The 23,962-nt window shown below is 66.2% G+C and carries 13 protein-coding genes; 8 read left to right on the top strand and 5 right to left on the bottom strand.

Features of this window, described 5'->3' with window-relative positions:
• Positions 1-339 precede the first annotated feature (339 nt).
• The 7 genes from MWU77_RS10805 (at position 340) to MWU77_RS10775 (ending at position 14,247) form a co-directional block, all read left to right on the top strand.
• Complete coding sequence (locus tag MWU77_RS10805) at positions 340-1,350, top strand: alpha/beta hydrolase family protein (protein ID WP_169689252.1); 1,011 nt, start codon at positions 340-342, stop codon at positions 1,348-1,350.
• 249 nt (positions 1,351-1,599) lie between these two features.
• On the top strand, positions 1,600-3,495 hold the full coding sequence (locus MWU77_RS10800) for an alpha/beta hydrolase-fold protein (protein ID WP_169689253.1): 1,896 nt from the start codon (positions 1,600-1,602) through the stop codon (positions 3,493-3,495).
• A gap of 135 nt (positions 3,496-3,630) precedes the next feature.
• Positions 3,631-4,194, top strand: a complete 564-nt coding sequence (locus MWU77_RS10795; protein WP_169689254.1) for a DUF732 domain-containing protein — start codon at positions 3,631-3,633, stop codon at positions 4,192-4,194.
• A 31-nt stretch (positions 4,195-4,225) separates the two neighbouring features.
• Positions 4,226-5,182: a cutinase family protein gene (locus MWU77_RS10790; protein WP_169689255.1), complete on the top strand. Its 957-nt coding sequence runs from the start codon at positions 4,226-4,228 to the stop codon at positions 5,180-5,182.
• Between the two features lie 646 nt (positions 5,183-5,828).
• On the top strand, positions 5,829-7,718 hold the full coding sequence (fadD32, locus tag MWU77_RS10785; protein WP_247274098.1) for a long-chain-fatty-acid--AMP ligase FadD32: 1,890 nt from the start codon (positions 5,829-5,831) through the stop codon (positions 7,716-7,718).
• Positions 7,719-7,768: 50 nt separating this feature from the next.
• Positions 7,769-12,697, top strand: coding sequence for a polyketide synthase Pks13 (gene pks13, locus MWU77_RS10780; protein ID WP_281499337.1), 4,929 nt, complete (start codon positions 7,769-7,771; stop codon positions 12,695-12,697).
• An 8-nt stretch (positions 12,698-12,705) separates the two neighbouring features.
• Positions 12,706-14,247 carry an acyl-CoA carboxylase subunit beta gene (locus MWU77_RS10775; RefSeq protein WP_169689256.1) on the top strand — a complete coding sequence of 514 codons (1,542 nt, stop codon included), beginning with the start codon at positions 12,706-12,708 and terminating at the stop codon, positions 14,245-14,247.
• Positions 14,248-14,322: 75 nt separating this feature from the next.
• On the opposite strand, the gene MWU77_RS10770 is transcribed toward MWU77_RS10775, so the two are convergent.
• Positions 14,323-14,733, bottom strand: coding sequence for a RidA family protein (locus tag MWU77_RS10770; protein WP_247273651.1), 411 nt, complete (start codon positions 14,731-14,733; stop codon positions 14,323-14,325).
• 77 nt (positions 14,734-14,810) lie between these two features.
• On the opposite strand from MWU77_RS10770, the gene MWU77_RS10765 reads away from it, so the two are divergent.
• Positions 14,811-15,434, top strand: coding sequence for a TetR/AcrR family transcriptional regulator (locus tag MWU77_RS10765; RefSeq protein ID WP_169689258.1), 624 nt, complete (start codon positions 14,811-14,813; stop codon positions 15,432-15,434).
• A gap of 4 nt (positions 15,435-15,438) precedes the next feature.
• Here the strand turns inward: MWU77_RS10765 and MWU77_RS10760 are convergent, their stop codons facing one another.
• The 4 genes from MWU77_RS10760 to MWU77_RS10745 all read right to left on the bottom strand — a co-directional run bounded on the left by MWU77_RS10760 (position 15,439) and on the right by MWU77_RS10745 (position 23,936).
• Entirely contained in the window at positions 15,439-16,086 is a 648-nt protein-coding gene (locus MWU77_RS10760) for a TetR/AcrR family transcriptional regulator (protein WP_169689259.1), read from the bottom strand.
• Positions 16,087-16,133: 47 nt separating this feature from the next.
• Positions 16,134-17,132 carry a hypothetical protein gene (locus tag MWU77_RS10755; protein ID WP_247273650.1) on the bottom strand — a complete coding sequence of 333 codons (999 nt, stop codon included), beginning with the start codon at positions 17,130-17,132 and terminating at the stop codon, positions 16,134-16,136.
• Positions 17,133-17,316: 184 nt separating this feature from the next.
• Positions 17,317-20,628 (bottom strand): arabinosyltransferase domain-containing protein, encoded by a 3,312-nt coding sequence (locus MWU77_RS10750; protein WP_247273649.1) that lies wholly within the window; start codon positions 20,626-20,628, stop codon positions 17,317-17,319.
• A gap of 44 nt (positions 20,629-20,672) precedes the next feature.
• Positions 20,673-23,936 carry an arabinosyltransferase domain-containing protein gene (locus MWU77_RS10745; RefSeq protein ID WP_374229874.1) on the bottom strand — a complete coding sequence of 1,088 codons (3,264 nt, stop codon included), beginning with the start codon at positions 23,934-23,936 and terminating at the stop codon, positions 20,673-20,675.
• Positions 23,937-23,962 lie beyond the last annotated feature (26 nt).

Genomic DNA, 23,962 nt, shown 5'->3' with positions numbered 1-23,962 from the left:
GCCAGCTTTCGGAGGAATGTCGCATTCGTTCAGTTGACCTGGACGGATGCGACATTCTGCATTGCGCGGCCGTTCAGTCGACCCGGTGCGCGGCCCGCGGGCAGGTCTCGTTAAGATCACGCCGGATAACGGAGATGTAACGTTCGTGCCCTCGGTGAGCGACGAAGTAGTCAAGGCAAGCTCAAGACCTTGGGAATCGGGGTTTGTCAGAGATCACGCTGTCCTTTACAGTCTTGACCGCAGTGTGACTTGAAGGCGACCTTCACCCGGTCGCCGCCGCCGAAATCCGTCGGGGGACGCAGACGCGGACGCCGCAGATCGAGAAAGTGAGCATTGTTCATGCGTTTTGTCCCTAGGTTGTCGCAGGGCCTTCGCAGGCGCCTGCTCGGCACCGCCGCCGCAGCGCTCGTGCTTCCTGTTGCTGCAGGTGTTGCCGGAACGACCGCGGCGGTTGCCGCACCGGCCCAGGCCGCGCCGGTTTCGCATCGCGCGCCCGCCGGAGGTTTCGAAGAGGTCTTCGTCGATTCGGACATGGGTCCGATCAAGGTTCAGATCCAGTGGGCCGCACGCGGTGGCGACGCGGCCCTCTACATGCTCGACGGGCTGCGGGCCCGCGACGACGCGAACGCGTGGACCTTCGAGACCAACGCTCTGCAGCAGTTCTCGCAGGACAACGTCAGCCTCATCATGCCGGTCGGCGGCCAGGCGAGTTTCTACACCGACTGGTACTCGCCGAGTAACTTCAACGGCCAGGACATCACCTACAAGTGGGAGACGTTCCTCACCGAGCAGCTTCCCGCATACCTCGAAACCCGCGGTGTCTCGCGTAGCAACAACGGCATCCTGGGTCTGTCGATGGGCGGTTCCGCTGCCCTGACCCTGGCCGCGTACCACCGCGACCAGTTCCAGTTCGCGTCGTCGCTGTCGGGCTACCTGAACCTGTCGGCCCCCGGCATGCGTGAGGCCATCCGCATCGCGATGCTCGACGCCGGCCGCTTCAACGTCGACTCGATGTGGGGCCCGCCGTGGAACCCGGCATGGCTGCGCAACGACCCGTTCGTGTTCGCGCCCAAGCTCGAGGGCCTGTCCATGTACATCTCGGCGGCCAGCGGCCTGCCCGGTGAGCACGACAACCCGAAGGGCCTGGTCGGCTTCTACAACACGGCCAACGCCATGGGCCTCGAGGCGCTGTCCCTCGTCCAGACCCGCGCATTCCAGGTCAAGCTCGCGACCCTGGGCATCCCGGCCACGTTCGACTTCCCGGCACGCGGAACCCACGCGTGGAAGTACTGGGAGGACGAGCTGTGGAAGGCACGCCCGCAGATCCTGGACGCACTCAACGCGCACTGATCTGACTGCCAGGCCAAGCACACTGCTTCGACGTCGCCGCCCGATTGCTCCTCAGGAGCGGTCGGGCGGTTTCGTGCATTCGATAACAATTTCCCCACCTGTCACAGCGCGGCTCCCTCACATCACCGTCCTCGACGTGTAGAAACAGGACTCGGGCGTGGCCGATCCGATCGAGGGCCGGCTCCCGCGATACCGAGTCCGCTCAGCGGACGATCTGCAATACCGCAATGCAGGAAGTGAGCGAAGTCGATGCGAACTGTGCATGGTGGCCATCGGGGGAGGCCGAACGAGGGGACGGCCGGTGCGACGGCGAAGCGACGTCTGCTCGGACTTGTCGCTGCGGCGCTCGTGGCGCCGGTCGGGGCAGGACTGACGACAGTTGCGGTGGCGACGGCGCAACCGTCGGTCGCCGAGTCCGGCCCGGCAGCGACACAGGACTCGTCCGGCGCGACGGTACGCAAGGTCGACTGGCTCACGGACCGACGGGTCGCACTCTGGATCGATTCGCCCTCGATGGGCACGCCCATCCAAGTGCAGCTTCTGCTCGCGCGAGATTGGAACCTCACGCCCGAGGCCAGGTTCCCGTCGGTGTTCATGCTCGACGGTCTCCGCGCGCGCGACGACGAGAACGGCTGGACGCTCGAGACGGACGCCGAGCAGTTCTTCGCAGACAAGAACGTCAACGTGGTGCTTCCGGTAGGTGGCCAGTCGAGTTTCTACGCCGACTGGCTCGATCAGAACAACGGTCAGACCTACAAGTGGGAGACCTTCCTGACCGAGGAACTGCCGCCCATCCTCGAAAAGGACTGGCGGACCACCGATAAGCGCGGTGTGGTCGGTCTGTCCATGGGTGGCACCGCCGCGATGTTCCTTGCTGCCCGCAACGAGGGCTTCTTCCAATTCGCGGGGTCGCTGTCGGGGATTCTCACCACCACGACACTCGGAATGCCAGAGGCGATTCGTTACGCCATGCAGGACGCGGGCGGATTCGACGTAGACGCGATGTGGGGCGAACCCGGCAGCGAAGTATGGGAGTCACACGACCCGTATCTGCTCGCCGAGAAACTCCGCGGTGTGAGCATGTATGTCTCGAGTGGCAGCGGCAGCACGGGTCCGTACGATCAACCGACCGCGGTTCCCGGTGTGAGCACAAACTACGCGGGCATGGGACTCGAGATCCTGTCTCGCCTGACCTCTCAGGCGTTCGCGACGAAGCTCAACAAACTCGGCATCCCCGCGCAGATCGTGTACCGGCCGTCGGGCACGCACTCATGGCCGTACTGGGAGTTCGAACTGCACCAGTTGTGGCCGCAGCTCGCCAACACGCTCGGTGTCGAGACCCAGAAACCCGAGTGCGCCCCGCTCGGCGCATTCGGCGATGTCGCGGCCGCGAATCCATGGCTCGGCGACTGCCTGACGCGCGAGTATCCGGTTGCGGGTGGCTCCGTGCAGGACTTCCGGCACGGCCGGGTGTTCTCGTCCGGCGGCACCGCGGTTCCTGTCGCGGGCGCTATCGGCGGCAAGTACCAGAGCGTGGGCGGTCCTGCCGGGCGGCTCGGATACCCGGTGACGGAAGAACGCGGCACGGCCGATGGCAGGGGTCGCTTCAATCACTTCCAGAACGGAGCCATCTACTGGACTCCCGAGCACGGAGCCCGCACGGTGCAGGGCGCGATCTTCGAGGAATGGAAGAAGCAGGGCTGGGAAGCCGGTCCTCTCGGCTATCCGGTGCTCGACGAGGTCGGTACCCCGGACCAGCGTGGCAGTGTTCAGGGATTCGAGATCGGCGCGATGTACTGGACCGAAGCGACCGGCGCCAACGCTGTGTTGGGGAAGATTCTGGGCAAATACGGCGAACTCGGCTACGAGACCGGGGCGCTCGGCTATCCGAAGTCGAGCGAGCACGTGATCAAGGATGACGGGCGGTTCTCCGAGTTCGAGCACGGCAACATCTATTGGACCCATCCGACCGGCGCATGGCCGGTGCGTGGCCGCGTGCTCGAGGCCTGGGCGGCCGAGGGTGCCGAGAACGGTCGGCTCGGCTATCCGATCGGTGACGAGACGCCGATCGAAGGTGGAATCGAGCAGAAGTTCCAGCACGGCTCGGTCTCCGTCGTCGGTGACGTACCGACGGTTCATCCGTGATTCCGTAAATCAAGTGACGTCGTAGGACGCACGGTGCCGGTCGGAGCAGGCGCTCCGGCCGGCATCGTGCGCGCTCTGTAGCCTGGACCGAGCCCAGTTCAGATCACTCGAATTCCGGATGTGAGGACACCCCAGATGCCTGCACGGACCCGCTCGCGCTCGACCCGCGTCCTCGGAGCGATCGCCGCAGCCCTGACTTCCGCGGCTGTGCTGGCCGCGTGCGGTAGCGACGATTCGACGGCCACGAATACTCCGTCGACCACAACCACGACCTCTTCCGCGACGACCTCTGCCGAGGCGACCGCCTCGGAATCGGCGGACGGAACCTCCACCCCGGACGCCCCCGACACCGAGGACACCGACACCGAAGGCACCGCCGCTGCTCCGACGAGCCCGGGCGAAGCAGCGACCGCGCCGCCGGCAGGGTCCCAGCCTGCCCCGAGCGAGAGCGGCGAAGCGTTCCTCGCCGCGCTGCGCGAGGAGGGTGTCGAGCCCTCCGACGAGGCGAGCGCGATCGCAATCGCGGACTACGTCTGCGGGGCCGAGGCCCAGGGCGGTAATCCCGACGAGATCAAGACGATGGTGACAGCGCTCGTCGGTAGCGGATCAGTCGCTGCCGGTGAGGAGATCACCGAGGAGGACGCATCCGCGACCGCCGACACGTACATTTCGGTCGCCCACGACACGTACTGCAGCTGACAGGCACTGCAGATAGAGGGAGAAGCACTTGATGGCCAGAACGAAGCGGCGTCGCGGGCGCAAGATCGTCGTACTCGGGGCGCTGCTGGTTCTGGTCCTGGTGCTGGCTCTCTGGTACATGCTGGCGGGCCGCCTGGATGTTCCCGGGCCCATCACACCTCCCGGACCGGAAGAACCGCAGTCGCAGCCTGCGTCCTGTCCCGACGTCCAGGTGGTTGCGGTGCCCGGTACGTGGGAGTCCGCGGTCGGTGACGACCCGTACAACCCGACGGCCAACCCTGCGTCGCTGATGTTGAACGTGACGCGACCGCTGCAGGAGCAGTTCGACCCCCAGCGCGCCGACGTCTACACGGTCCCGTACGTCGCTCAGTTCTCGAATCCGGTTGCGCTCCCGCCCGACGGCCAGCAGTCGTACAACAACAGCCGCAGTGCCGGTACTGCCGCGATGAACGAGTTCCTTGCGGGCCGGTCTGCGGAGTGTCCGCTCACCACCTACGTCTTGACCGGGTTCTCCCAGGGCGCGGTCATCACCGGGGACGTCGCGGCCCAGATCGGAGCGGGCAACGGACCGGTCCCCGCTGACCGTGTTCTCGGTGTCGCGTTGATCGCGGACGGCCGTCGTGACGGGGTGTCCGGCATCGATATCGGCCCGCCGGTCGCGGGAGTCGGCGCCGAACTCTCGCTTGCCGGTCTGAGGCTTCCCGGCATCACCATGACCGGTGAGCGCCCCGGCGGATTCGGTGCACTCGACGATCGCACCTTCCAGATCTGTGCACCCTCCGACAGCATCTGCGATGCCCCGCCGGATGCGCTCAACCCGACCAACTGGGTGACCGCTGCGCCTCGCGTGCTCGAGTACGTCAACAACCCGATCCACGCAATGTACAACACGTTCGTTGTGGACGAATCGGGCACGACTGCGACTCAGTGGATCACCGGATGGGCCGCCGAGAAGATCGAATCCGCACCACATCCGCGGGAAGAGTGACCCCTCGGTTACCAGCGGGTAGTGTTCCCGGTCACGCACCCGGTACAATCGACCGATGGCCGCGGCGTGCCCAGGCACGACCGGCGCTCGTGAGGCCGGGGGAGGCCGCGGGCAATACGTCAGGGACCGGAGGGGATGGATGTTGTGCCGTCACCGGCTGAGAGCTTGGGAAACGGTGGGCGGAGCGGAATGATCCTCGTCACGAAAAGTCGTGTCGAGCGGGAGGTGCACCGACAACCTGCCCACGCTCCCGAAGGGAAGGCCGAGTTGTGTGCACTGCCGATGCGGCGACGGCATGCGCTGCCGATGCGGTGTCATCGGCGGCGAATCCGCATATCTCGCAACCGGAGTGTCCGAACAGACCGCCGAGCGAGACCGCATTTCGCGAATGGCAGACCGGGTGTCGTATCTTTGGTGCTTCCCATCTCGGACGGAAGGGTTCGCGCCACACGATCCGCTGCTCGCGGGGAGCGAGCTGAGCCGATCTGTAACATATTCGTGATCTCGGATCGATGGACAGTACTGGCAGGTTGACTGCCGGAGGCTGCGAGTGCTGTGCAGGCACGACGATCCGGTAGCGCGGACAACGTAAATGGGGCGCAACCATGTCGAGTGGTTGTGGGATCGCTTCGACAGGGAGAAGGAATTGAGCGTCGGGTTCGAAGAGTTCATCGATGAGTACGGGCAGATCAAACTGCCGGACGGCAGCACGCTGCTCGATCACCTCGAGCAGCACACTGCCTCCAACGGTGACGAGTTGGCCTACCGGTACATCGATTACTCGAGCAACCGTGATGGCGATGTGGACGAGCTCACCTGGGCGCAGTTCGGTGTGCGGCTCCGTGCGATCGCTGCTCGGCTTCAGCAGGTCACCAGTCCCGGCGACCGCGTCGCGATCCTGGCGCCCCAGGGCCTCGATTACGTGGTGTCCTTCTTCGCAGCGATCTATGCGGGTGTCATCGCCGTGCCGCTCTTCGATCCGGACGAGCCGGGGCACACCGACCGCCTGCACGCTGTCCTCGGCGACTGCACGCCCAGCGCCATCCTCACTGCCACCTCGTCCGCTGCGGGTGTGCGCCAGTTCTTCCGCCCCCTCCCCGCTGCACAGCGCCCCCGCGTGATTGCCGTCGACGCGATCCCCGACACCGTCGCCGACTCATGGAAGCGTCCTGAGGCGACCAGCGATGACATCGCATACCTCCAGTACACGTCCGGATCGACGCGGGTGCCCGCCGGCGTGGAGATCACCCACCGGTCTGTGCTCACCAACGTGATCCAGATGGCCGACTCGATGGAGCTCAACGAGAACTCTCGAGGTGTCACCTGGCTGCCGCTGTTCCATGACATGGGCCTGCTCACCGTCATCCTCCCGGCGATCGGTGGCAAATACATCACGATCATGAGTCCCCGCGCCTTCGTTCAGCGGCCAGGCCGCTGGATCCGTGAACTCGCCGCGGTCTCCGACGGGGCAGGGACGTTCGCGGCCGCACCGAATTTCGCGTTCGAGCACGCGGCAGCGCGCGGCGTCCCGAAGAACGGCGAGGTCCTCGACCTGAGCAACGTGATCGGTCTGATCAACGGCAGTGAGCCGGTGACGACGTCGTCCATGCGCAAGTTCAACGAGGCGTTTGCGCCTTACGGACTGCCGAAGACCGCGATCAAGCCGTCGTACGGCATGGCCGAGGCCACGCTGTTCGTGTCCTCGACGAAGAACTCCGAGGAAGCCAAGGTCCTCTACGTGGACCGCAACGAGCTCAACGCCGGCCGGGTCGTACTCGTCGACCGCGATGCGCCCGGCGCGATCCCGCAGGTCTCGTGCGGTTATGTCGCCCGCAGTCAGTGGGCCGCGATCGTCGACGCCGAGACCGGCGCAGAGGCTCCGGAAGGTCACGTCGGAGAGATCTGGCTGCACGGCGACAACATCGGAATCGGTTACTGGGGTCGGAAGGACGAGACCGCCGACACCTTCCACAACAAGATCACGAAGCGGGTTCCAGAGAAGAGTCAGGCGGAAGGCACGCCCGAGGACGCCAACTGGCTGCGCACGGGTGACTACGGCGTCTACGTCGACGGTGAGCTGTACATCACCGGTCGCGTCAAGGACCTCGTGATCGTCGACGGGCGCAATCACTACCCGCAGGATCTCGAGTTCTCCGCTCAGGAAGCGAGCTCCGCGCTGCGCCCGGGCTTCGTCGCCGCGTTCGCGGTGCCTGCGAACCAACTGCCCAAGGTCGTGTTCGACAACTCGGCCTCCGGCCTGCAGTTCGACACCGACGACTCGTCCGAGCAACTCGTCATCGTGGCCGAGCGCGCCCCGGGCGCAGGCAAGGCAGACCCGCAGCCGATCGCCGACGCCGTACGTGCCGCGATCTCCGCGCGACACGGCGTGACCGCGCGCGATGTGCTTCTCGTACCGGCCGGATCCATCCCTCGCACATCGAGTGGGAAGATTGCGCGGCGGGCATGCAAGGCTGCCTACATCGAGGGAACGCTGCGTGGTGGATACCAGCAGCAGGCGTTCCCCGACAGCGTGTAAGAAATTGTCCTCTGTCCAGGTAGCGTGGTGGGTTGATGGCTGACACTGAAATGACCGTTGCGCAGCTGCGCGAATGGCTGCGGAACTGGATTGCCGACGCAACCGGCCAGCCGGTCTCCCAGATCTCGGACGATCGTCCGATGGAGGAGTTCGGGTTGGCGTCGCGCGACGCTGTGGCGCTCAGCGGTGACATCGAGGATCTCCTCGGTGTCACGCTGACCGCGACTGTCGCGTACCAGCACCCCACGATCGCGTCGCTGGCGACTCGCATCATCGAGGGCGAACCGGAGGTGCCGGAGGGCGCCGACGACACGTTCTATGTCGCCGGTGGCGCTCTCGGCTCGAAGGACATCGCGATCGTCGGCATGTCGACGCGTCTTCCCGGACACATCGACACCCCCGCCCAGATGTGGGACCTGCTGGCGTCGGGGCGCGACGGCATCACCGACCTGCCCGAAGGCCGCTGGTCCGAGTTCCACGGCGACCCGCTCGTCTCCGAGGCGATCGCGAATGCGAACACGCGCGGCGGCTACCTCGACGACGTCAAGGGCTTCGACGCCGAGTTCTTCGCCATGTCGCCGCGCGAGGTCAAGATGGTCGACCCGCAGCAGCGTCTCGCGCTCGAGTTGACCTGGGAGGCCCTCGAGCACGCCCACATCCCCGCGAGCGACCTCAAAGGCGGCTCGGTCGGTGTGTTCATCGGCTCGTCCGCGAACGACTACATGCTCATCGCGGCGTCGGATTCGTCGGCGGCCGACCCGTACGCGATCACCGGCACGTCCACATCGATCGTCTCCAACCGTGTCTCGTACTTCTTCGACTTCCGCGGCCCGTCGATCAGCATCGACACCGCATGCTCGTCGTCGCTCGTCGCGGTCCACCAGGCGGTGCGTGCACTGCGCGGCGGTGAAGCAAACGTGGCGATCGCCGGTGGCATCAACATGTTGCTCGCCCCCGCCGGCACACTCGGTTTCCACGAAACGGGCATGCTCACCGCCGACGGCAAGATCAAGGCGTTCTCGGCGGACGCAAACGGCATCGTCCGCTCGGAAGGTGGTGGCCTCGTCGTACTCAAACGGCTCGAGGACGCCGAACGCGACGGCGACAACATCCTCGCCGTGGTTGCCGGATCGGCCGTCAACCAGGACGGACGCTCCAACGGTCTGGTCGCGCCCAACCCGGATGCCCAGGCGGACGTGCTGCGTCGCGCCTACCGCGACGCGCAGATCCTGCCGTCGGGTGTCGACTACATCGAGGCGCACGGCACCGGCACGGTGCTCGGTGATCCGATCGAGGCGGACGCCCTCGGCCGTGTCGTCGGCCGCGGCCGCGACGCCGACAAGCCGGCCCTGCTCGGTTCTGCGAAGACCAACTTCGGGCACCTCGAGGCTGCCGCAGGCGCCGCGGGCCTGATCAAAGTCGTTCTAGCGATGCGCGAGAACGCACTCCCGGCTTCTCTCAATTACACCGAGCCCAACCCGTACATCGCATTCGACAAGGCCCGTCTCCGTGTGATCCCGGAGGGTGCGCAGTGGCCCCGTTATTCGGGCCGCGCTGTCGCGGGCATCTCCGGATTCGGGTTCGGTGGCACCAACGCGCACGTCGTGGTGCGCGAGTACACCGGGCCGGAAGGCCAGATCGACTCCGAGGCCGAGGTCGAGGTTCTGCCCGACAGCGCCGAGGCTGCGCAGCATGCCGTGGTGCCGGAGCCCGCACGCGAATTGCCCGTCGTGCTTGCGGTGTCCGCACCGATGCCGTCGCGTCGTCGCCGCGCCGCGGCGGATCTCGCCGACTGGCTCGAAACCGAATCGGGTAGCACCACTGCGTTGGCCGATGTGGCCCGCACGCTGTCGCGTCGCAACCACGGCCGGTCCCGTGCCGTCGTCATCGCCGCCGACCGCGCCGAGGCGATCGCCGGGCTGCGTGCCGTCGCTGCAGGAAAGCCCGCGCCGAACGTCTTCGCCGCCGACAGCCCGGCCGCGAACGGCCCGGTGTGGGTATTGTCCGGCTTCGGTGCGCAGCACCGCAAAATGGCCAAGCAGCTGTATCTCGAGAACCCCGTGTTCGCCGCTGCAGTCGACGAGGTCGACGAGTTGATCTTCGACGAGTCGGGCTACTCCATGAAGGAGAAGTTCCTCGACGACGCGCAGGACTACGACGTCGAGACCGCGCAGGTCGGTATCTTCACCATCCAGGTCGGTCTCGCCGCGGTGCTGCGTCACCACGGCGCCGATCCTGCAGCGATCGTCGGCCACTCGATGGGTGAGGCCGCCGGTGCATACATCTCGGGTGGTCTGTCGCTCGAGGAAGCCGTGCGCGTGATCTGCGCCCGGTCGCGCCTGATGGGTGAGGCCGAGGGCCAGCTCGAGGGCGACGACATTCGCCTGATGGCGCTCGTCGAGTACAGCTCCGACGAGATCACCTCGGTTCTGCCCGACTTCCCGCAGCTCGAGGTGTGCGTCTATGCGGCGCCCACCCACACTGTGATCGGCGGACCGCAGGAGCAGGTCAACGCCATCGTCGCGCGCGCCGAGTCGGAGGAGAAGTTCGCCCGGGTCCTCCAGACGAAGGGCGCGAGCCACACGTCGCAGGTCGACCCGATCCTGGGTGAGCTCGCTGCCGAACTCGCGGGTATGGAGCCGCAGCGCCTGAAGGTCGATGTGTATTCGTCCGTCGATCAGGAAACGCTGTACCGCGCCGGTCACGCGGGCATCCACCCGGTCGAGTACTGGACGAAGGGCATGCGCCACAGCGTGTACTTCACCCAGGCGATCCGGAAGGCGCTCACCGACGGCTACACGACGTTCGTCGAGCTCAACGCGAATCCCGCGACGCTGATGTCGGTCGCCGCCACCGCGTTCGATGCCGGTGTGCAGGACGGCGTGTTCATCCAGACGCTCAAGCGTAAGGAAGACGAGTCGCTCGGCGTGCTCACCGCGCTCGCGCAACTCTATGTCCACGGGCATCCGGTGGATCTGCGCAGTCTGCTGCCAGAGGGCGACTACGCCGACATTCCGCGTACCGCGTTCCTGCGTAAGCCGTACTGGGTCGACGCCCGCATCGGCGGCGGCGCCGGCCACGGTCGTGTCCCCGGCGCACATGTCGCGCTGCCCGACGGCAGGCACGTGTGGGAGGTGCAGGCGACGGCGGTCACCGATCCCGCGGAACTCGTCACCACCGCGGCGTCGCAGGTGCTCGCCGATGTCACCCTGACCGCATCCATACGGCATGCAGAGCTGCCTGATGCAGCCACCGTGACCACGACCCTCACCCCGCACCCGGGTGGTGCGTCGGTGCAGGTCCACGCCCGCACGGCGAGCGGTTTCACCCTCGTGCACGAGGGCGTCGTCACGTCGGGTGAGGCTCTTCCCACCCCGGTGATCGCCGCCCCGGCTCGGTTGTCCGACGACGTCGAGGAACTGCCGGAGGTCGTCGAGACCTTCGGTGACAAGTGGGATCCCGAAGGATCGCAGACCCTGGAAGATCGCTTGACGCTGATCGTCGCCGAATCCATGGGCTACGCACCGGAGGATCTGCCCGCCGAGATCCCGCTCATGGAGCTGGGCCTCGACTCGCTGATGGCGGTACGCATCAAGAACCGCGTCGAGTACGAATTCGACATCCCGCAGCTGCAGCTGACTGCGGTCAAGGACGCATGCCTGCGCGATGTTGCGAAGTACCTTCGCTATGCGGTGGACAACCGCGACGAGGTCGCGCAGCTCGCCGAGGAGCAGGCCGCGGAGAAGGCAGCCGAGCGCGCCGAGACCGAGTCGTCGCTGAAGCCGGCTCTGAAGCCGGTCGAGGACACCACCATCCTGGGCGAAGCCGAGCAGATCCTGTCGGAGGCCGACGCTCAGGAAGCGCCTGTCGCCGAGGGAGAGTCTGCCCCCGAAGCGTCCGGGCCGGACGTTCCTCCCCGCGACGCCGCGGAACGCCTGACCTTCGCATCGTGGGCCGTGGTCACCGGGAAGTCCGCCAAGGGCATCTTCAATACGTTGCCGACGCTCGACGAGTCTGCGGCCGAGCGTCTCGCCACGCGGCTCACCGAGCGGTCCGGCGGAGAGATCACTGTCGACGATGTTCGCAAGGCGTCGACGATCGAGCAACTCTCGGAAACGGTCCGGCAGTATCTCGAATCCTCCGACAAGATCGACGGACTCGTGCGCGCGCTGCGGCCGCGGCCCGAGGGGTCGTCGGCGGTGCCGGTGTTCGTGTTCCATCCTGCGGGGGGCTCGACCGTCGCGTACGAGCCGCTGCTGCGGCGCCTGCCCGCGGATACCCCGATGTACGGGTTCGAACGCACCGAGGGGCCGATCGACGAGCGCGCCAAGGTGTACCTGCCGCTGATCAAGGAGATCCAGGGCGACGGCCCGTACGTGCTGTACGGCTGGTCGCTAGGCGGCGTGCTGGCTTATGCCGTCGGCCGGTTGCTGCGCGCCGAAGGCAAGGACGTGCGGATCATCGGTCTCCTCGACACGGTCATGGCCGGTGAGCAGATCGAGGACACTCCGGAGGAGATCCGGAAACGCTGGCAGCGCTACTCGGCCTTTGCGAAGAAGACCTACGGTGTCGAGGCGCCGCTTCCGTACGACCTGCTTGCCGACGCGGGCAGCGACGAGGAGCAGATCAAGATTCTCATGGGCCTGCTCGAGATGAGCGGTGTCGAGATCCCCGGCGGCATCATCGAGCATCAGCGCACGTCGTGGCTCGACAACCGTGCCATACAGACGGCGAAGCTCGAACGCTATGACGGCGACGTCGTGCTGTACATGGCCGACAAGTATCACGATGACGCAATCGACCTCGAGCCGGCGTTCGGTACCCGGCAACCCGACGGTGGGTGGGGAGATGTGGTCGCGAATCTGGAGATCGTCCCGGTGGGGGGAGATCACCTGCAGATCGTCGACGAGCCGTACATCGCGAAGGTGGGGGCCGACCTGACCCGCAAGCTGGCCGACATCGAGGCCTCGAGGAGCTGAGCAAAGTAGTGACCACTACGGCAGAAAAACTGGCCGAGCTGCGCGCAAAACTGGAGATCGCGAACGAACCCGCAGGGGAAGCCGCAATCGCCAAGCGCGCGAAGAAGGGCATCCCCAGCGCTCGGGAGCGCATCGACATGCTCCTCGACAAGGGCACCTTCGTCGAGATCGGCGCGCTGATGAAGACGCCCGGCAATCCGAACGCGTTCTACGGCGACGCGGTCGTCGTCGGACACGGACTGGTCGACGGCCGCCCCGTCGCTGTCTTCTCACACGACCAGACCGTCCTCGGCGGCAGCGTCGGTGAGATGTTCGGCCGCAAGGTGTCTGCTGTTCTCGAACACGCATTGAAGATCGGCTGCCCCGTCGTCGGTATCAACGACTCCGGCGGAGCCCGCGTCCAGGACGCCGTGACCTCGCTCGCTTGGTACGGCGAGATCGGTAAGCGCACCGAACCGCTGTCCGGACTGGTGCCGCAGATCTCGGTCATCGTCGGCAAGTGCGCCGGTGGTGCCGTGTATGCGCCGATCAACACCGACGTCGTCGTGGCGACCGAAGAGGCGTACATGTTCGTCACCGGCCCCGACGTCATCAAGGCGGTCACCGGTGAGGATGTCAGCCTCGAGGAGCTCGGCAGCGCCCGTAAGCAGGCCGAGTACGGCAATGTGCACCATGTCGCGCCCGACGAGAAGGCCGCGTTCGATTGGGTGCGCCAGTATCTGAGCTACATGCCGTCGAATGCGCAGGAGAAGCCTCCTGTGATCAACCCGGGTCTCGAACCTGAGATCACGACCGACGACATCGAGCTCGATTCGTTCATGCCCGACGCCGACAACTCCGGCTACGACATGCACGACATCCTGCTCAAGATCTTCGACGACGGCGACTTCTTCGAGGTCCGCTCGCAGACTGCCCCGAACATCATCACCGGCTACGCGCGTGTCGATGGGCGCCCCGTCGGTGTGGTCGCGAACCAGCCGCTGTACCTGTCGGGTGCGCTCGATGCTGCGGCCGCCGACAAGGCCGCGCATTTCGTGCGTGTGTGCGATGCATACGACATCCCGCTGGTGTTCGTCGTCGACACGCCGGGCTTCCTGCCGGGTGTCGACCAGGAGAAGATCGGCGTCATCAAGCGTGGCGGACGGTTCCTGTTCGCGTACGTGGAGGCGTCGGTGCCGAAGGTGACCGTCGTGGTGCGCAAGTCGTACGGTGGTGGCTACGCGGTGATGGGCTCGAAGCAGCTCGGTGCCGACATCAACTTCGCATGGCCCACCGCGCGTATCGCGGTGATGGGCGCGGAGTCTGCGGTCGCGGTGATCGGCCGCAAGCAGATCGCCGAGGCAGGCGAGAACGCTCCGGTGGTGCGTCAGCAGCTCATCAACTTCTACAACGAGCATGTCGCGACCCCGTACATCGCGGCCGAGCGCGGCTACATCGATGCGGTGATCGAGCCGAAGACCACGCGTCTCGAGATCCGGAAGGCGTTGACACTTCTCCGCGACAAGAAGGTGTTCAAGAACCCGCGCAAGCATCACCTGCTTCCGCTCTGAGGTTTTGACCGAGAAGTCCCACCGGCCGTCGACATGGCTGTGCCGGTGGGACTTTCGCGTGTCAGTCTGCGCGTGTCAGTCGAGGACTGCGGTGGCTTCGATCTCCACCAGGAGGTCGGGTTCGGCGAGTGCCGAGACACCGATGCCGGTCAGCGGTGCCAGTGGTCCCTCGATTCCCAATTTGGCGGCTGCTCGGCCGCCGCCTTCTACGAGCTGGGCCATCTTCTCGGGAGTCCAGTCGACGATGTAGGCGGTCAGTTTCGCGATGTCGCCCCAGCTCGCACCGACCTCGGTCAGGGCGGTGGCGATGTTGAGATAGCACTGCTCGGTCTGTGTGGCGAGGTCGCCCTCGCCGATTCTGTTGCCGTCGGCGTCGCGCGCGACCTGTCCGGCGATGAACACCATTTTCGATCCGGTGGCGACCGATACCTGTTTGTACAGGTCGGTCTGCGGAAGTTCTGCAGGGTTGACGAGCGTGACGGCCATGGAGGTCTCCTGGGGTGGTCGAAGTCCGGAAGCGGACCTTCAAACTATAACAGTGCGATGCTATGTAAAGTGTCGTCATGGTGAGAGCGAAGGATCCAGCGGTGCGCACCCTCCTCGTCGAGCGCGCAGCGCAGATGCTGCGAGCCCGCGAACCCATCACACTGCGCTCGCTGGTGGCAGGCACGGGGGTGTCGACGATGGCCGTCTACACCTACTTCGGTGGCATGGAAGGATTGTGGAAAGCCCTTCGGCAGGAAGGGTTCACGCGCCTCGAGTCCGGGTTCCGCACGGTGGAGACATCGAGTGATGCGGTGCGAGATCTGGCGGCGTTGTCCGCGTCCTACGTCGACAACGCCCTCGATCACCCCGACCTGTACCGCGTCATGTTCGACGCGAGCGTCGAACTGGAAGATCTCGAGGCGGCAGACGCCACCCTGGAATATCTCGTCCAGGCTGCGCGACGAGCGCGGGACGAGGGCCGCTTCCGCGCCGACGTCGACCCGCTCGAACTGGCGATCCAGAGTTGGGCGATCGACCACGGACTCGTGTCGCTCGTGGCGAACGGACCGCTACCACACACCACCGTCGACCACTGCGTTGTCATGCTCACCGCACTGTTCGTCCAGGCAGGAGACGAACCCGACAGGTGCCGGGCATCTGTCGAGGAGGGGTGGAAGCAGCGGGCCGCCCGCGAAACGTAGGGGATCAGCCGGTGTGGAGGGCGCTGATGATGTAGGTGAGGATGTGCTCGACCTCTGTGGCCGGATCGAAGTCCGTCGTGTCCTTCCACAGCAGATGTTCCATCTGCGCCAGCAACAGAATCGCGGTCGTTGTCGAATCCCGCTCCGGGTCGGTGGAGCCGAGATCGGTGATCGGACCGACAAGGACGCGAGCGAGGGTGAGCTCGAGCTCCTCCCGCACCTTCGGGGCATGCGATCGTCCGCCGGCGCCCCCGCCCACGACGTTGCGCGTCGCGGCAGCGATCTCGGGGTCGATGCCCTGCCTCAAGATCACGGTCGCGCCGGCGCGCAACGCCGCTTCCGGCGTCTCGGCTGCATCGATCTTCCTGCGCAGATGATCGACGAGGCGGTGTCCGCCCTCCTCGACCACTGCGTCGACGAAGTCGCCCTTACTGCGGAAATAGCGGTAGAACGCATCGTTGGACAGTCCGGCAGCGGCCACGATATCGGCGACACGCGCGGGTGATCCGGCGGTCAGCAGATCCCGTCCGGCCTTGATCAAACGATCGACGTCGCGACTCGCGGCTTCCTGCCGCGGAGTGAGGCTCCGCTGTACCGCTTCGGTGGCGCGGGCCGACATGGAGCTGGTGCCGGTGATGTCTTCGGTGGTCACCTTCGTCATTCTAGGGAATCGGAACCGAATTCTGTGCACCCACCGCTTTATGGCCGAACGTCACCTTTGGTCACTTGGGATGTATGAAGGTGACGTTCGGCCAATCGGACTGGGGGTCGAGGGCGCCGGGAAGCGTGTTCGACGGCTGCCCGAAGATCGGAGAGAACCATCGCGGGTGAGTTTCGGATCTGAGCGGGCAGGTGCTCGACCACGATGATCCCGTGCCGCTGCATACGGGCTCGGCGCTGCATCGTCTTCTCGTGGTCGGCCGGACTGAAATGGTGCGCGAGTGAATCGATCTCCCACGCCACGGCGACGTCGTCCATCCAGCCGTCGGGGCGAGCGATCCAGGTGCCGTCCTCGGTGACGACATCCACGTTGTGCATCATCGCTGGTAAGCCGCTGGTCGCGTACAGTTTCTGTGCCCACACTTCAGCGACAGAATGCGCGTCGTCGGAGAGTTCGCGTAGGACCGATCGCGGCACGGCAGTCCCTCGGCGGCTCCCCTCGGCCAGTTCCTGCGTCAGTTCGTCGACGGTGACGTCGCCGCGTTGCAGAGCCGACGTCAGCAGAGCCCGGCATCGGTCCGTTCTCGACATACGGCGAGCGGCGTCGAGCAGGCAGCGAGCTACAGGCGCGACGCGCAGTTTTCCCTTGCCCACGGGATCTGGGAGACGAGAGGACCGCTCGACATCGACGAACGAGAATTTCCGTCGGTGTTGTTCATGGGGGATGAGGATAAGAACATCACTCATTGTGGCGGAATGCTGGTAGCCGTGAAGCGCCAATCCGGCATGCCCCGAGAGCACTGCATCAGCGCCTCCATAGAGTTGCGCTGCCGTGTGCCGGTCGGTCGTGCTGAGCCGACCGTTGTGTAACCCGATGACGCCTGGCAGGATCCGTTGCCACGGACCGCCATTGCGGCAGCGTCCAGAGATTGCCCCAGAGGTGACACCGAAGTCGAGTAGCGTCGCGGTCCGGATGATCCCGTTGACGCTCAGTGCGTGCAGTGCTGAGGGGTCGTCGCCCCAGGCTCCCCGTTTCATGGCGAACATGATGCCGACCACAAGGGACAGAACAGGTTCGTTGCGCGCGTAGGTGGACCGACCTGTGGATGAAATGCCGTGCTGTGGATAACCCGGTGTGCCAGCGGGGGTTTGGCCGAACGTCACCTTCGGTCACTTGGAGTGTATGAAGGTGACGTTCGGTCAATCGGGGGCGGGTGCTGCCCTACCGCTCGTAGACCCTCAGCGTCCCCGGGTTCCACAGGCCCGACCGGGTAACCTCATCGGTCGCCACATCGGCGGGCTCGGCGTTGGGATAGAACCGCACGTAGCGTTCGAGTGAACCCCAGTCACGGGCCCAGTCGCCATCGAGATACGTCGGGATCTGTTCGGCCCGCGCGAGCACCTCGGTGAAGCCGAGTGGCCCACCGAATTCGGCAGCCTGCCAGGTATCGGTGGACGACACCGCCAGCGGACGATCCGGGAGGATGCGATAGTTCGGCATCTCCGCGACCCCGTAAGCGTGGTCGAACGGACGCTGGCACGGGAACTGCAGCCCGACCGCCCAGTCCAGCAGTACCGGCTGTTCGGAACCGATCACCGACTGGAGCGTGTCGAGCTGCGGAACACGCGGCGGCGTGAACGCGAGCCATTGGTCGCCGGTCAGATTGGGGTCGTTCGCGACGACGCGGACGACATCGGCGTCCTCGGGCAGGTCCGCAATCGGGATCCGCAGATTCCGCCACGACGGCGCGGGTCCGATATCGCGGGGCAAGTAGCTGCCCTTGACCTCGAATGTTCCGTCGGGGTTGTGGGTGCCGTACTCGAGCAGCAACGACTGTCCGTAGGTCAACGCGCCCGTGTCGTCGTACGACCAGATACGACCGGCCGCGGAAATGACGATCAGCGGAGTGTCCTCGCTGCGTTCGGGTAGCTGGTACCAGCTCGACGTGAGCATCGCGGGTTCCTGGACGCCGTCCTGGTAGCTGCCGAGGACCGGAGTGACCGCGGGGTCGAGACCGAACGGCAACTTCACGGTGCTGCCGTTGATCGTCTCTGCACCTGAACCGCCAGTGGTGCCGCCGCCTGCCCCGGTTTCGAAGGTCGGTCCGATGCTCTGGGTATCGGTATTGCCTTGCCCGGGCTTGACCTCGACGTAGTCGGCTGTCAGATCGCTCGGGACGCCGTTGGGGGAGAACCCGACGGGACCGGCTCCTGCGAGAGCATCACCGCCGCTGGGCGGATTCGCAGGATCGAGGATCGGTTCGAGCCGCCCGGCGTTCGGGTCGCTCTCGACGAGGACGTCGTTGGCGAGGCCACACGTCGAACCGGTCAGTGCGTCGACGTTCGAACGGGCCAGTGAGTACGCGGGATACTGCGACACGGCGCCCTTGAGCAGCGAGAGGACTTCGAACAACACCATCGCCGCCGCGACGACGGTCAGCGGCGCGGCCGCGAACGTACGGATCCGCTGCCCCTTCTTCGACGTGGGTTTCTCCGGTGGCGGTGCATAGCCTTCGCGCAGGTACTGCCAGGCGACGAGGACGAGGGCGAGACCGAACAGAACCAGGAACAAGCTGCTCGACTGGTACCCCGACAGCGACACGGTCTTGTCGAACCACGGCACGCCGTAGCTCGACACGTACCACCAGCCGTTGATGCCCGCGAACGAGATGGCGAGGACGAACAGCAGCCCTGCCAGGAAGATCGTGCGGTTGCGGCGTGACCGCAGCGCTTGCGCCGACACGATCACTGCGGTCAGCGCAGCCAGGGAGCCTGCGATGCCCGCATACGCCCCGAAGTGGTGGGTCCACTTCGTGGGGTTGAACATCATGAAGAAGATCGTTCCGAACACGATGCCGATCAGGCGCCACGACGGGCTCACTGCGATCCCAGGGATGCGACGACGACGCAGGAGCACGAGCAGCGTCGTGAACAGGCACAGGACCATGACCAGGAACGCGAAGCGGCGGGGCAGCGAACCGTCGACGGTCTGCACCATCAGGTAGTAGTAGCGGAGGAAGTCGTTCCACCACTCCTCGTTGGGGCCGATGATGGTGCGCACCCGGGTCGCTTCGAGGACCGCGGAGAGCGTCTGGTCGGAGAAGACGACGACGAGCACGAGCAGTCCGGCGGCGCCGATCGGAGCGAGAAGCGGCAACGTGCCGACCTCGCGATGTTTGCGGACGATGATGCGCGTCATGGGCCGGATACCGGCGATCAACGCAGCGATACACATCAGGCCAGTCGGAGCAGCAGCGAGCGTGAACGCGCCTATGACAACGGCCGTGGCAGCGGGAAGCAACCGTCCGGTGGCGATTGCGCGTTCGATGGAGCACCACGTGAGCAGAGCACCGACGGCGACGATCGGCTCGGGCCGCAGACCGTTGTTGTACGGCAGCCAGAACGCGAGGAACACGAGGCCGCCTGTCCACAGGGCGACCTGATTGTGCCGGACCGCACGACCGAGGCGCGGCACTACCTCGCGGCTGATCACCATCCAGCACAGAATCCCGGCGAGCAACGCGGGAAGACGCATCCACGGGCTTGCCGTCGAGATCTTCGCAAACAGGGCCAGCACGTCGTAGTACCAGCCGAACGGGGCTTCGGGGACACCGAACCACCGGAAGTAGTTCGCCATGTATCCGGCGTGATCGGACACCCGCGCCATGGTGAGCAGATAGCCGTCGTCGGAGGTGTTCGCACCGAAGAAATGCCAGCCGATCAGTGTGCCGACCACCACGAAGTCGACGCCGCGGAACTTCCACCAATGCGACGGGAGGAAGCGTCGGTGCCCGCGGCCGTCGGTGCCGTCGAGTTTCGCCAGCGCCGCCAGGGCCAGCGCCGTCGCCAGCACCGCGAGAATCATCGCGAGGGACTTCGCGAGCGTGGGCGTGGACGAGAACCGCGAGTCCACGTCGATCTGCACGTCGAGACCGGGAACATCGGTGGACAGGTCGCTGAACACGCCGACGACGAGGGGCCGCAGGTCGCCGGTCAGTTCACCCGCGCGGGGATTGCCGTTGTCGTCGGTGAGGCCGACGAACTCGGCGGTGGTGCGCTCGATATCGGAGAAGATTCTGATCTCGGTGCAGGCGGGGGAGGCGACCTCGGCGCGCGGCGCAGTCGCGACCACGACATTGCGATCGAGAACGTCGACGTTCTCCGGCCCGACCCGGACGAACATCGCGTTGAGTGCGGCGTCCTGCCCGCGAGAAGGCGCGGTTGCGAGAACCATGCCGCCACTCTCGGGGAGTTGTGCGAGCGCGACGCATGGCACGGTCGCCGTCAGCTGCAGGGGCACCTGCGACATGAGCGGGGCCTCGACGTCCGTCATCGAGCCGTTCTGCGGCCACGACACCGTCGCCTCGGTGACCTTGACGGGCAGGAACGGTGTCGCGAGGGCGAGCACCATCCCGATGATTCCGGCGACGACTGCGATGAGCCGCGCGGTGCGGTACTGCGAACGCAGGTCCTCACCGACCGGTCGTGTGGCGGTCACCGCTGGGGAGGAGTCGTTCGTCGTGGCGTCGGGCACGGGAGTCGATGGTATCGGGCAGTGACCAGCGCGGTCACGCGCCCTCATTCGAGCAGATCGGGCACTCCGTCACGGATCGCTCCCGGATTCCACAGACCGGAGCGGGTGATCTCATCGACCGTGATGGTCGCTGTGCCTGCGTCCGGGTCGATCCGTCGGTACCGCTCCAGCGACCCCCAGTCGCGATCCCAGTCGTGATTCAGATAGGTGGGCACGGTCTCGGCGGTGAGCAGCAGCGGGATCCATCCGAGGGGCCCGCCGCCGATGGAGTCCTGCCATCCGTTGGTCGCATCGGCGCCCACGCGGTCCGGAAGGATGCGGTACTCGGGAACCTCGGCGACACCGTAGCGGTGGCCGAACGGGCGCTGGCACGGGAAGGCGAGCCCGACCGACCAGTCGAGGAGGCCGGGAGCCTCGGAACCGATGACCGTCTGCAACGTGTCGAGCTGCGGCATCCGAGGTGGTGTCACCGCGACCCACTGGTCCGGCGACAGGTCGCCGTCGTCGATGACGAGCCGCACGGCGTCGGCGTCCGCGGGGATCGCGTCGCTCGGCACCCGCAGATTGCGCCACGACGGCGCCGGCCCCACGTCGATCGGTGCGACCCGCCCGATCGCGTCGACGTTCTCACCCGAGGAGACACCGAACTCGAAGAGTACGTCCTGACCGGGGGTGATGACACCATCCGGGTCGACGTACTGCACACGACCCGCCGCGGTGACGACGAGCAGCGGTGTATCAGCGGTGCGTTCGGGCAGCGCGTACCACCCGGATTCGAGCTCGGCCGCGTGCTGTGTGCCGCTCCGGTAGCTGCCGAGCACCGGGGTGCGTGCGGGGTCGAGCCCGAACGGTAGCTGCACAGTGCTCTCGTTGATCCCGGCGTCACTGCGGCGCCCACCGCCGGTGCCCGCCGTCGTCGAGGTGGTGGTGCCGCCTTCGTCGGCCTCGAGGGAGTTCGCGCCACCGGTGGTGGTGATCTCGGCGTCCGCGGTCAGATCCAGTGCGACGCCGTTGGGAGTGAACCCGTCGGCGCGGCCGGCGCCGAGAGCGTCTGCGGCGAGGCCGTTCAGCGGGGCGAGCATGGTGGAGTTCGGGTCGGCTTCGACGAGGACGTGATCGGCGAGACCGCACCCGCCCGAGAAGGCGGCGGCGTTCGAGCGCGCGATCGAGTAGGCCGGGTACTGCGATACGGCGCCCTTGACGAGGGAGAGCACTTCGAAGAGCACGACGCCCGCTGCGACGGCGGTCAGCGGTGCCGACGCAAGTGCGCGAGCTCGACCGTTCCGTGCCGGTTTCGGCTTCGCGAACGGTTCGCGCAGATGGAACCATGCCGCCACGATCAGCGCGAGCACCGTCAGGGCGAGCAGCACTGTCGAGAACCCGTATCCCGAGATGGACGGCGGCTTGTCCCACCACGGGACGCCGTAGCTCGAGACGTACCACCAGCCGTTGGACCCCGTGAACGACATCGTGAGCACGAACAGCACACCCGCGCTGAACAGTGCACGGTTGCGGGCCGACCGTATCCCCGCTGCACCCACTCCGATCGCGGCGAGAGCTGCGACGGCCGCTGCCAGACCCGCATAGACACCGAAGTGGTGGGTCCACTTCGTGGGCGTGAGCATCATCAACAGCAACGATGCGAAAACGATCCCGAGGATGCGCCTCGACGGGCCGATCGCGGTACCTGGGATGCGACCCTTCCTGAGGATGAGCATCACGCACACGACAAGGCACAGCAGCATGATGAACACGCCGAAGCGGCGAGCGAGCGAACCGTCGGGTGCCACGGTGAGCAGCGCGTCCCAGCGCAGTCGTTCGTCGAACCACGGCACGTTCGGTCCCACCGCGGACCGCACCCGGGTGGCCTCGAGCACCGAGGCCAGAGTTTGATCGGCGAACACGGCGATCATCACGACGGTGCCCGACGCGAGGATCGGGGCGAGTTGCGGAAGCACCCCGACCAGCGACCGCCGCGCGACGATGAGCTTCGTGAGCGGACGGATGCCCGCGATGAGCGCGGCCACACAGATCAGCCCGGTGGGGCCGGCTGCGAGCGAGAAAGCGGCGATGAGCACGCCGACCGCGGCGGGCAGCATGCGGCCGGTCGCAATGGCGCGCTCGATCGAGCACCACGTGAGCAGGGCGCCGACGGCGATGATCGGTTCGGGGCGCAGGCCATTGTTGTACGGCAGCCAGAACGCGAGGAACACCAGGCCGGCGGTCCACAACGCGACAGTGCTGTGTCGCACGGCCACGCCGAGACGCGGAATCACCTCGCGACTGATGATCATCCAGCACACGATCGCCGCGATGAGCGTGGGCAGCCGCATCCACATGCTGGCGGTCGACACCTGCGACATCAGGACCAGCACATCGTAGAACCAGCCGAACGGGGCCTCCGGCACCCCGAACCAGCGGAAGTAGTTCGCCATGTACCCGGCCTCGCCGGACACGCGGGCCATGTTGAGGATGTAGCCGTCGTCGGAGGTGTTCGCCCCGATGACGTGCCACAGGAGGAGGACTCCGATCACCACGGCGTCGGCCGGTGTGAACCGCCACCAGTGCGATGGCAGGAACCTGCGTGCCCTGCGGCGATCGACCCCGTCGATGCGGTGCAGAGCGACCAACGACGACAGTGTGGACAGAGCACACAGGATCATCGCGACGAGTTTGATCACCGTGGGCGTGGACGTGAATCGGGAATCCAGTTCCGCCTGCACGAACAGTCGGTCGGCGTCGGCGTCGGTGGTCAACGGGACGGCGGACTCGTCGAGGTCGGAGAAGACCCCCACCATCTGGGGGCGAACATCGCCTTCGACGGTGACGTCGACGGCCGGGTCCGCACCCACGATCTGCGCCGCGGTCCGGTTCGAATCGGACGCTACGGTGACCGCGGTGCACGGCGCGTCGAGCGGCGCGGAAACGAGCACCGAGTTCCGCAGCACCGCCTCGACGGTGGCCGGCGCGCCGTCCTCGCCGGGTACTGCACGAATCACGAGCGCGTTGCCCGTGGCGTCCGGTGCGCCCGGAGGCACCGTCGACACAAGCGTGCCGCCGTCGTCCCCGAGCGCTGCGGCAGCCGCGCACGGAACGCTCACCCGCAACGTGAGCGGTGTGTACGTCACGAGCGGCGCTTCGACACTGGCGAGGCCGTCGTTCTGCGGCCATTGAATGGTCGCGGCTTCCTGCTTCACAGGGAGAAACGGGATGGCCGCTGCCAGGACGACTCCGAGCAGGCCGGTGAGGACTGCGATGAGGCGCGCGGTACGGACGCTCGAAGCCGGGGAATCGTCTGACACAGGGATCGATGCTAAGCGAATGGAGAATTGTT

It is taken from the genome of Rhodococcus sp. F64268 (assembly GCF_023015605.1).
Taxonomy (GTDB): domain Bacteria; phylum Actinomycetota; class Actinomycetes; order Mycobacteriales; family Mycobacteriaceae; genus Rhodococcus.
Note: the sequence above shows the minus strand (reverse complement) of the source record. Positions and strands in the feature narration are given on the sequence as shown.

Excerpts from the sequence above, each read along its gene's own strand:
- MWU77_RS10790 (WP_169689255.1), top strand. The coding sequence starts at position 4,226 with ATGGCCAGAACGAAGCGGCGTCGCGGGCGCAAGATCGTCGTACTCGGG.
- MWU77_RS10800 (WP_169689253.1), top strand. The coding sequence starts at position 1,600 with ATGCGAACTGTGCATGGTGGCCATCGGGGGAGGCCGAACGAGGGGACG.
- MWU77_RS10765 (WP_169689258.1), top strand. The coding sequence starts at position 14,811 with ATGGTGAGAGCGAAGGATCCAGCGGTGCGCACCCTCCTCGTCGAGCGC.
- MWU77_RS10795 (WP_169689254.1), top strand. The coding sequence starts at position 3,631 with ATGCCTGCACGGACCCGCTCGCGCTCGACCCGCGTCCTCGGAGCGATC.
- pks13 (WP_281499337.1), top strand. The coding sequence starts at position 7,769 with ATGACCGTTGCGCAGCTGCGCGAATGGCTGCGGAACTGGATTGCCGAC.
- MWU77_RS10805 (WP_169689252.1), top strand. The coding sequence starts at position 340 with ATGCGTTTTGTCCCTAGGTTGTCGCAGGGCCTTCGCAGGCGCCTGCTC.
- MWU77_RS10755 (WP_247273650.1), bottom strand. The coding sequence starts at position 17,132 with ATGAAACGGGGAGCCTGGGGCGACGACCCCTCAGCACTGCACGCACTG.
- MWU77_RS10770 (WP_247273651.1), bottom strand. The coding sequence starts at position 14,733 with ATGGCCGTCACGCTCGTCAACCCTGCAGAACTTCCGCAGACCGACCTG.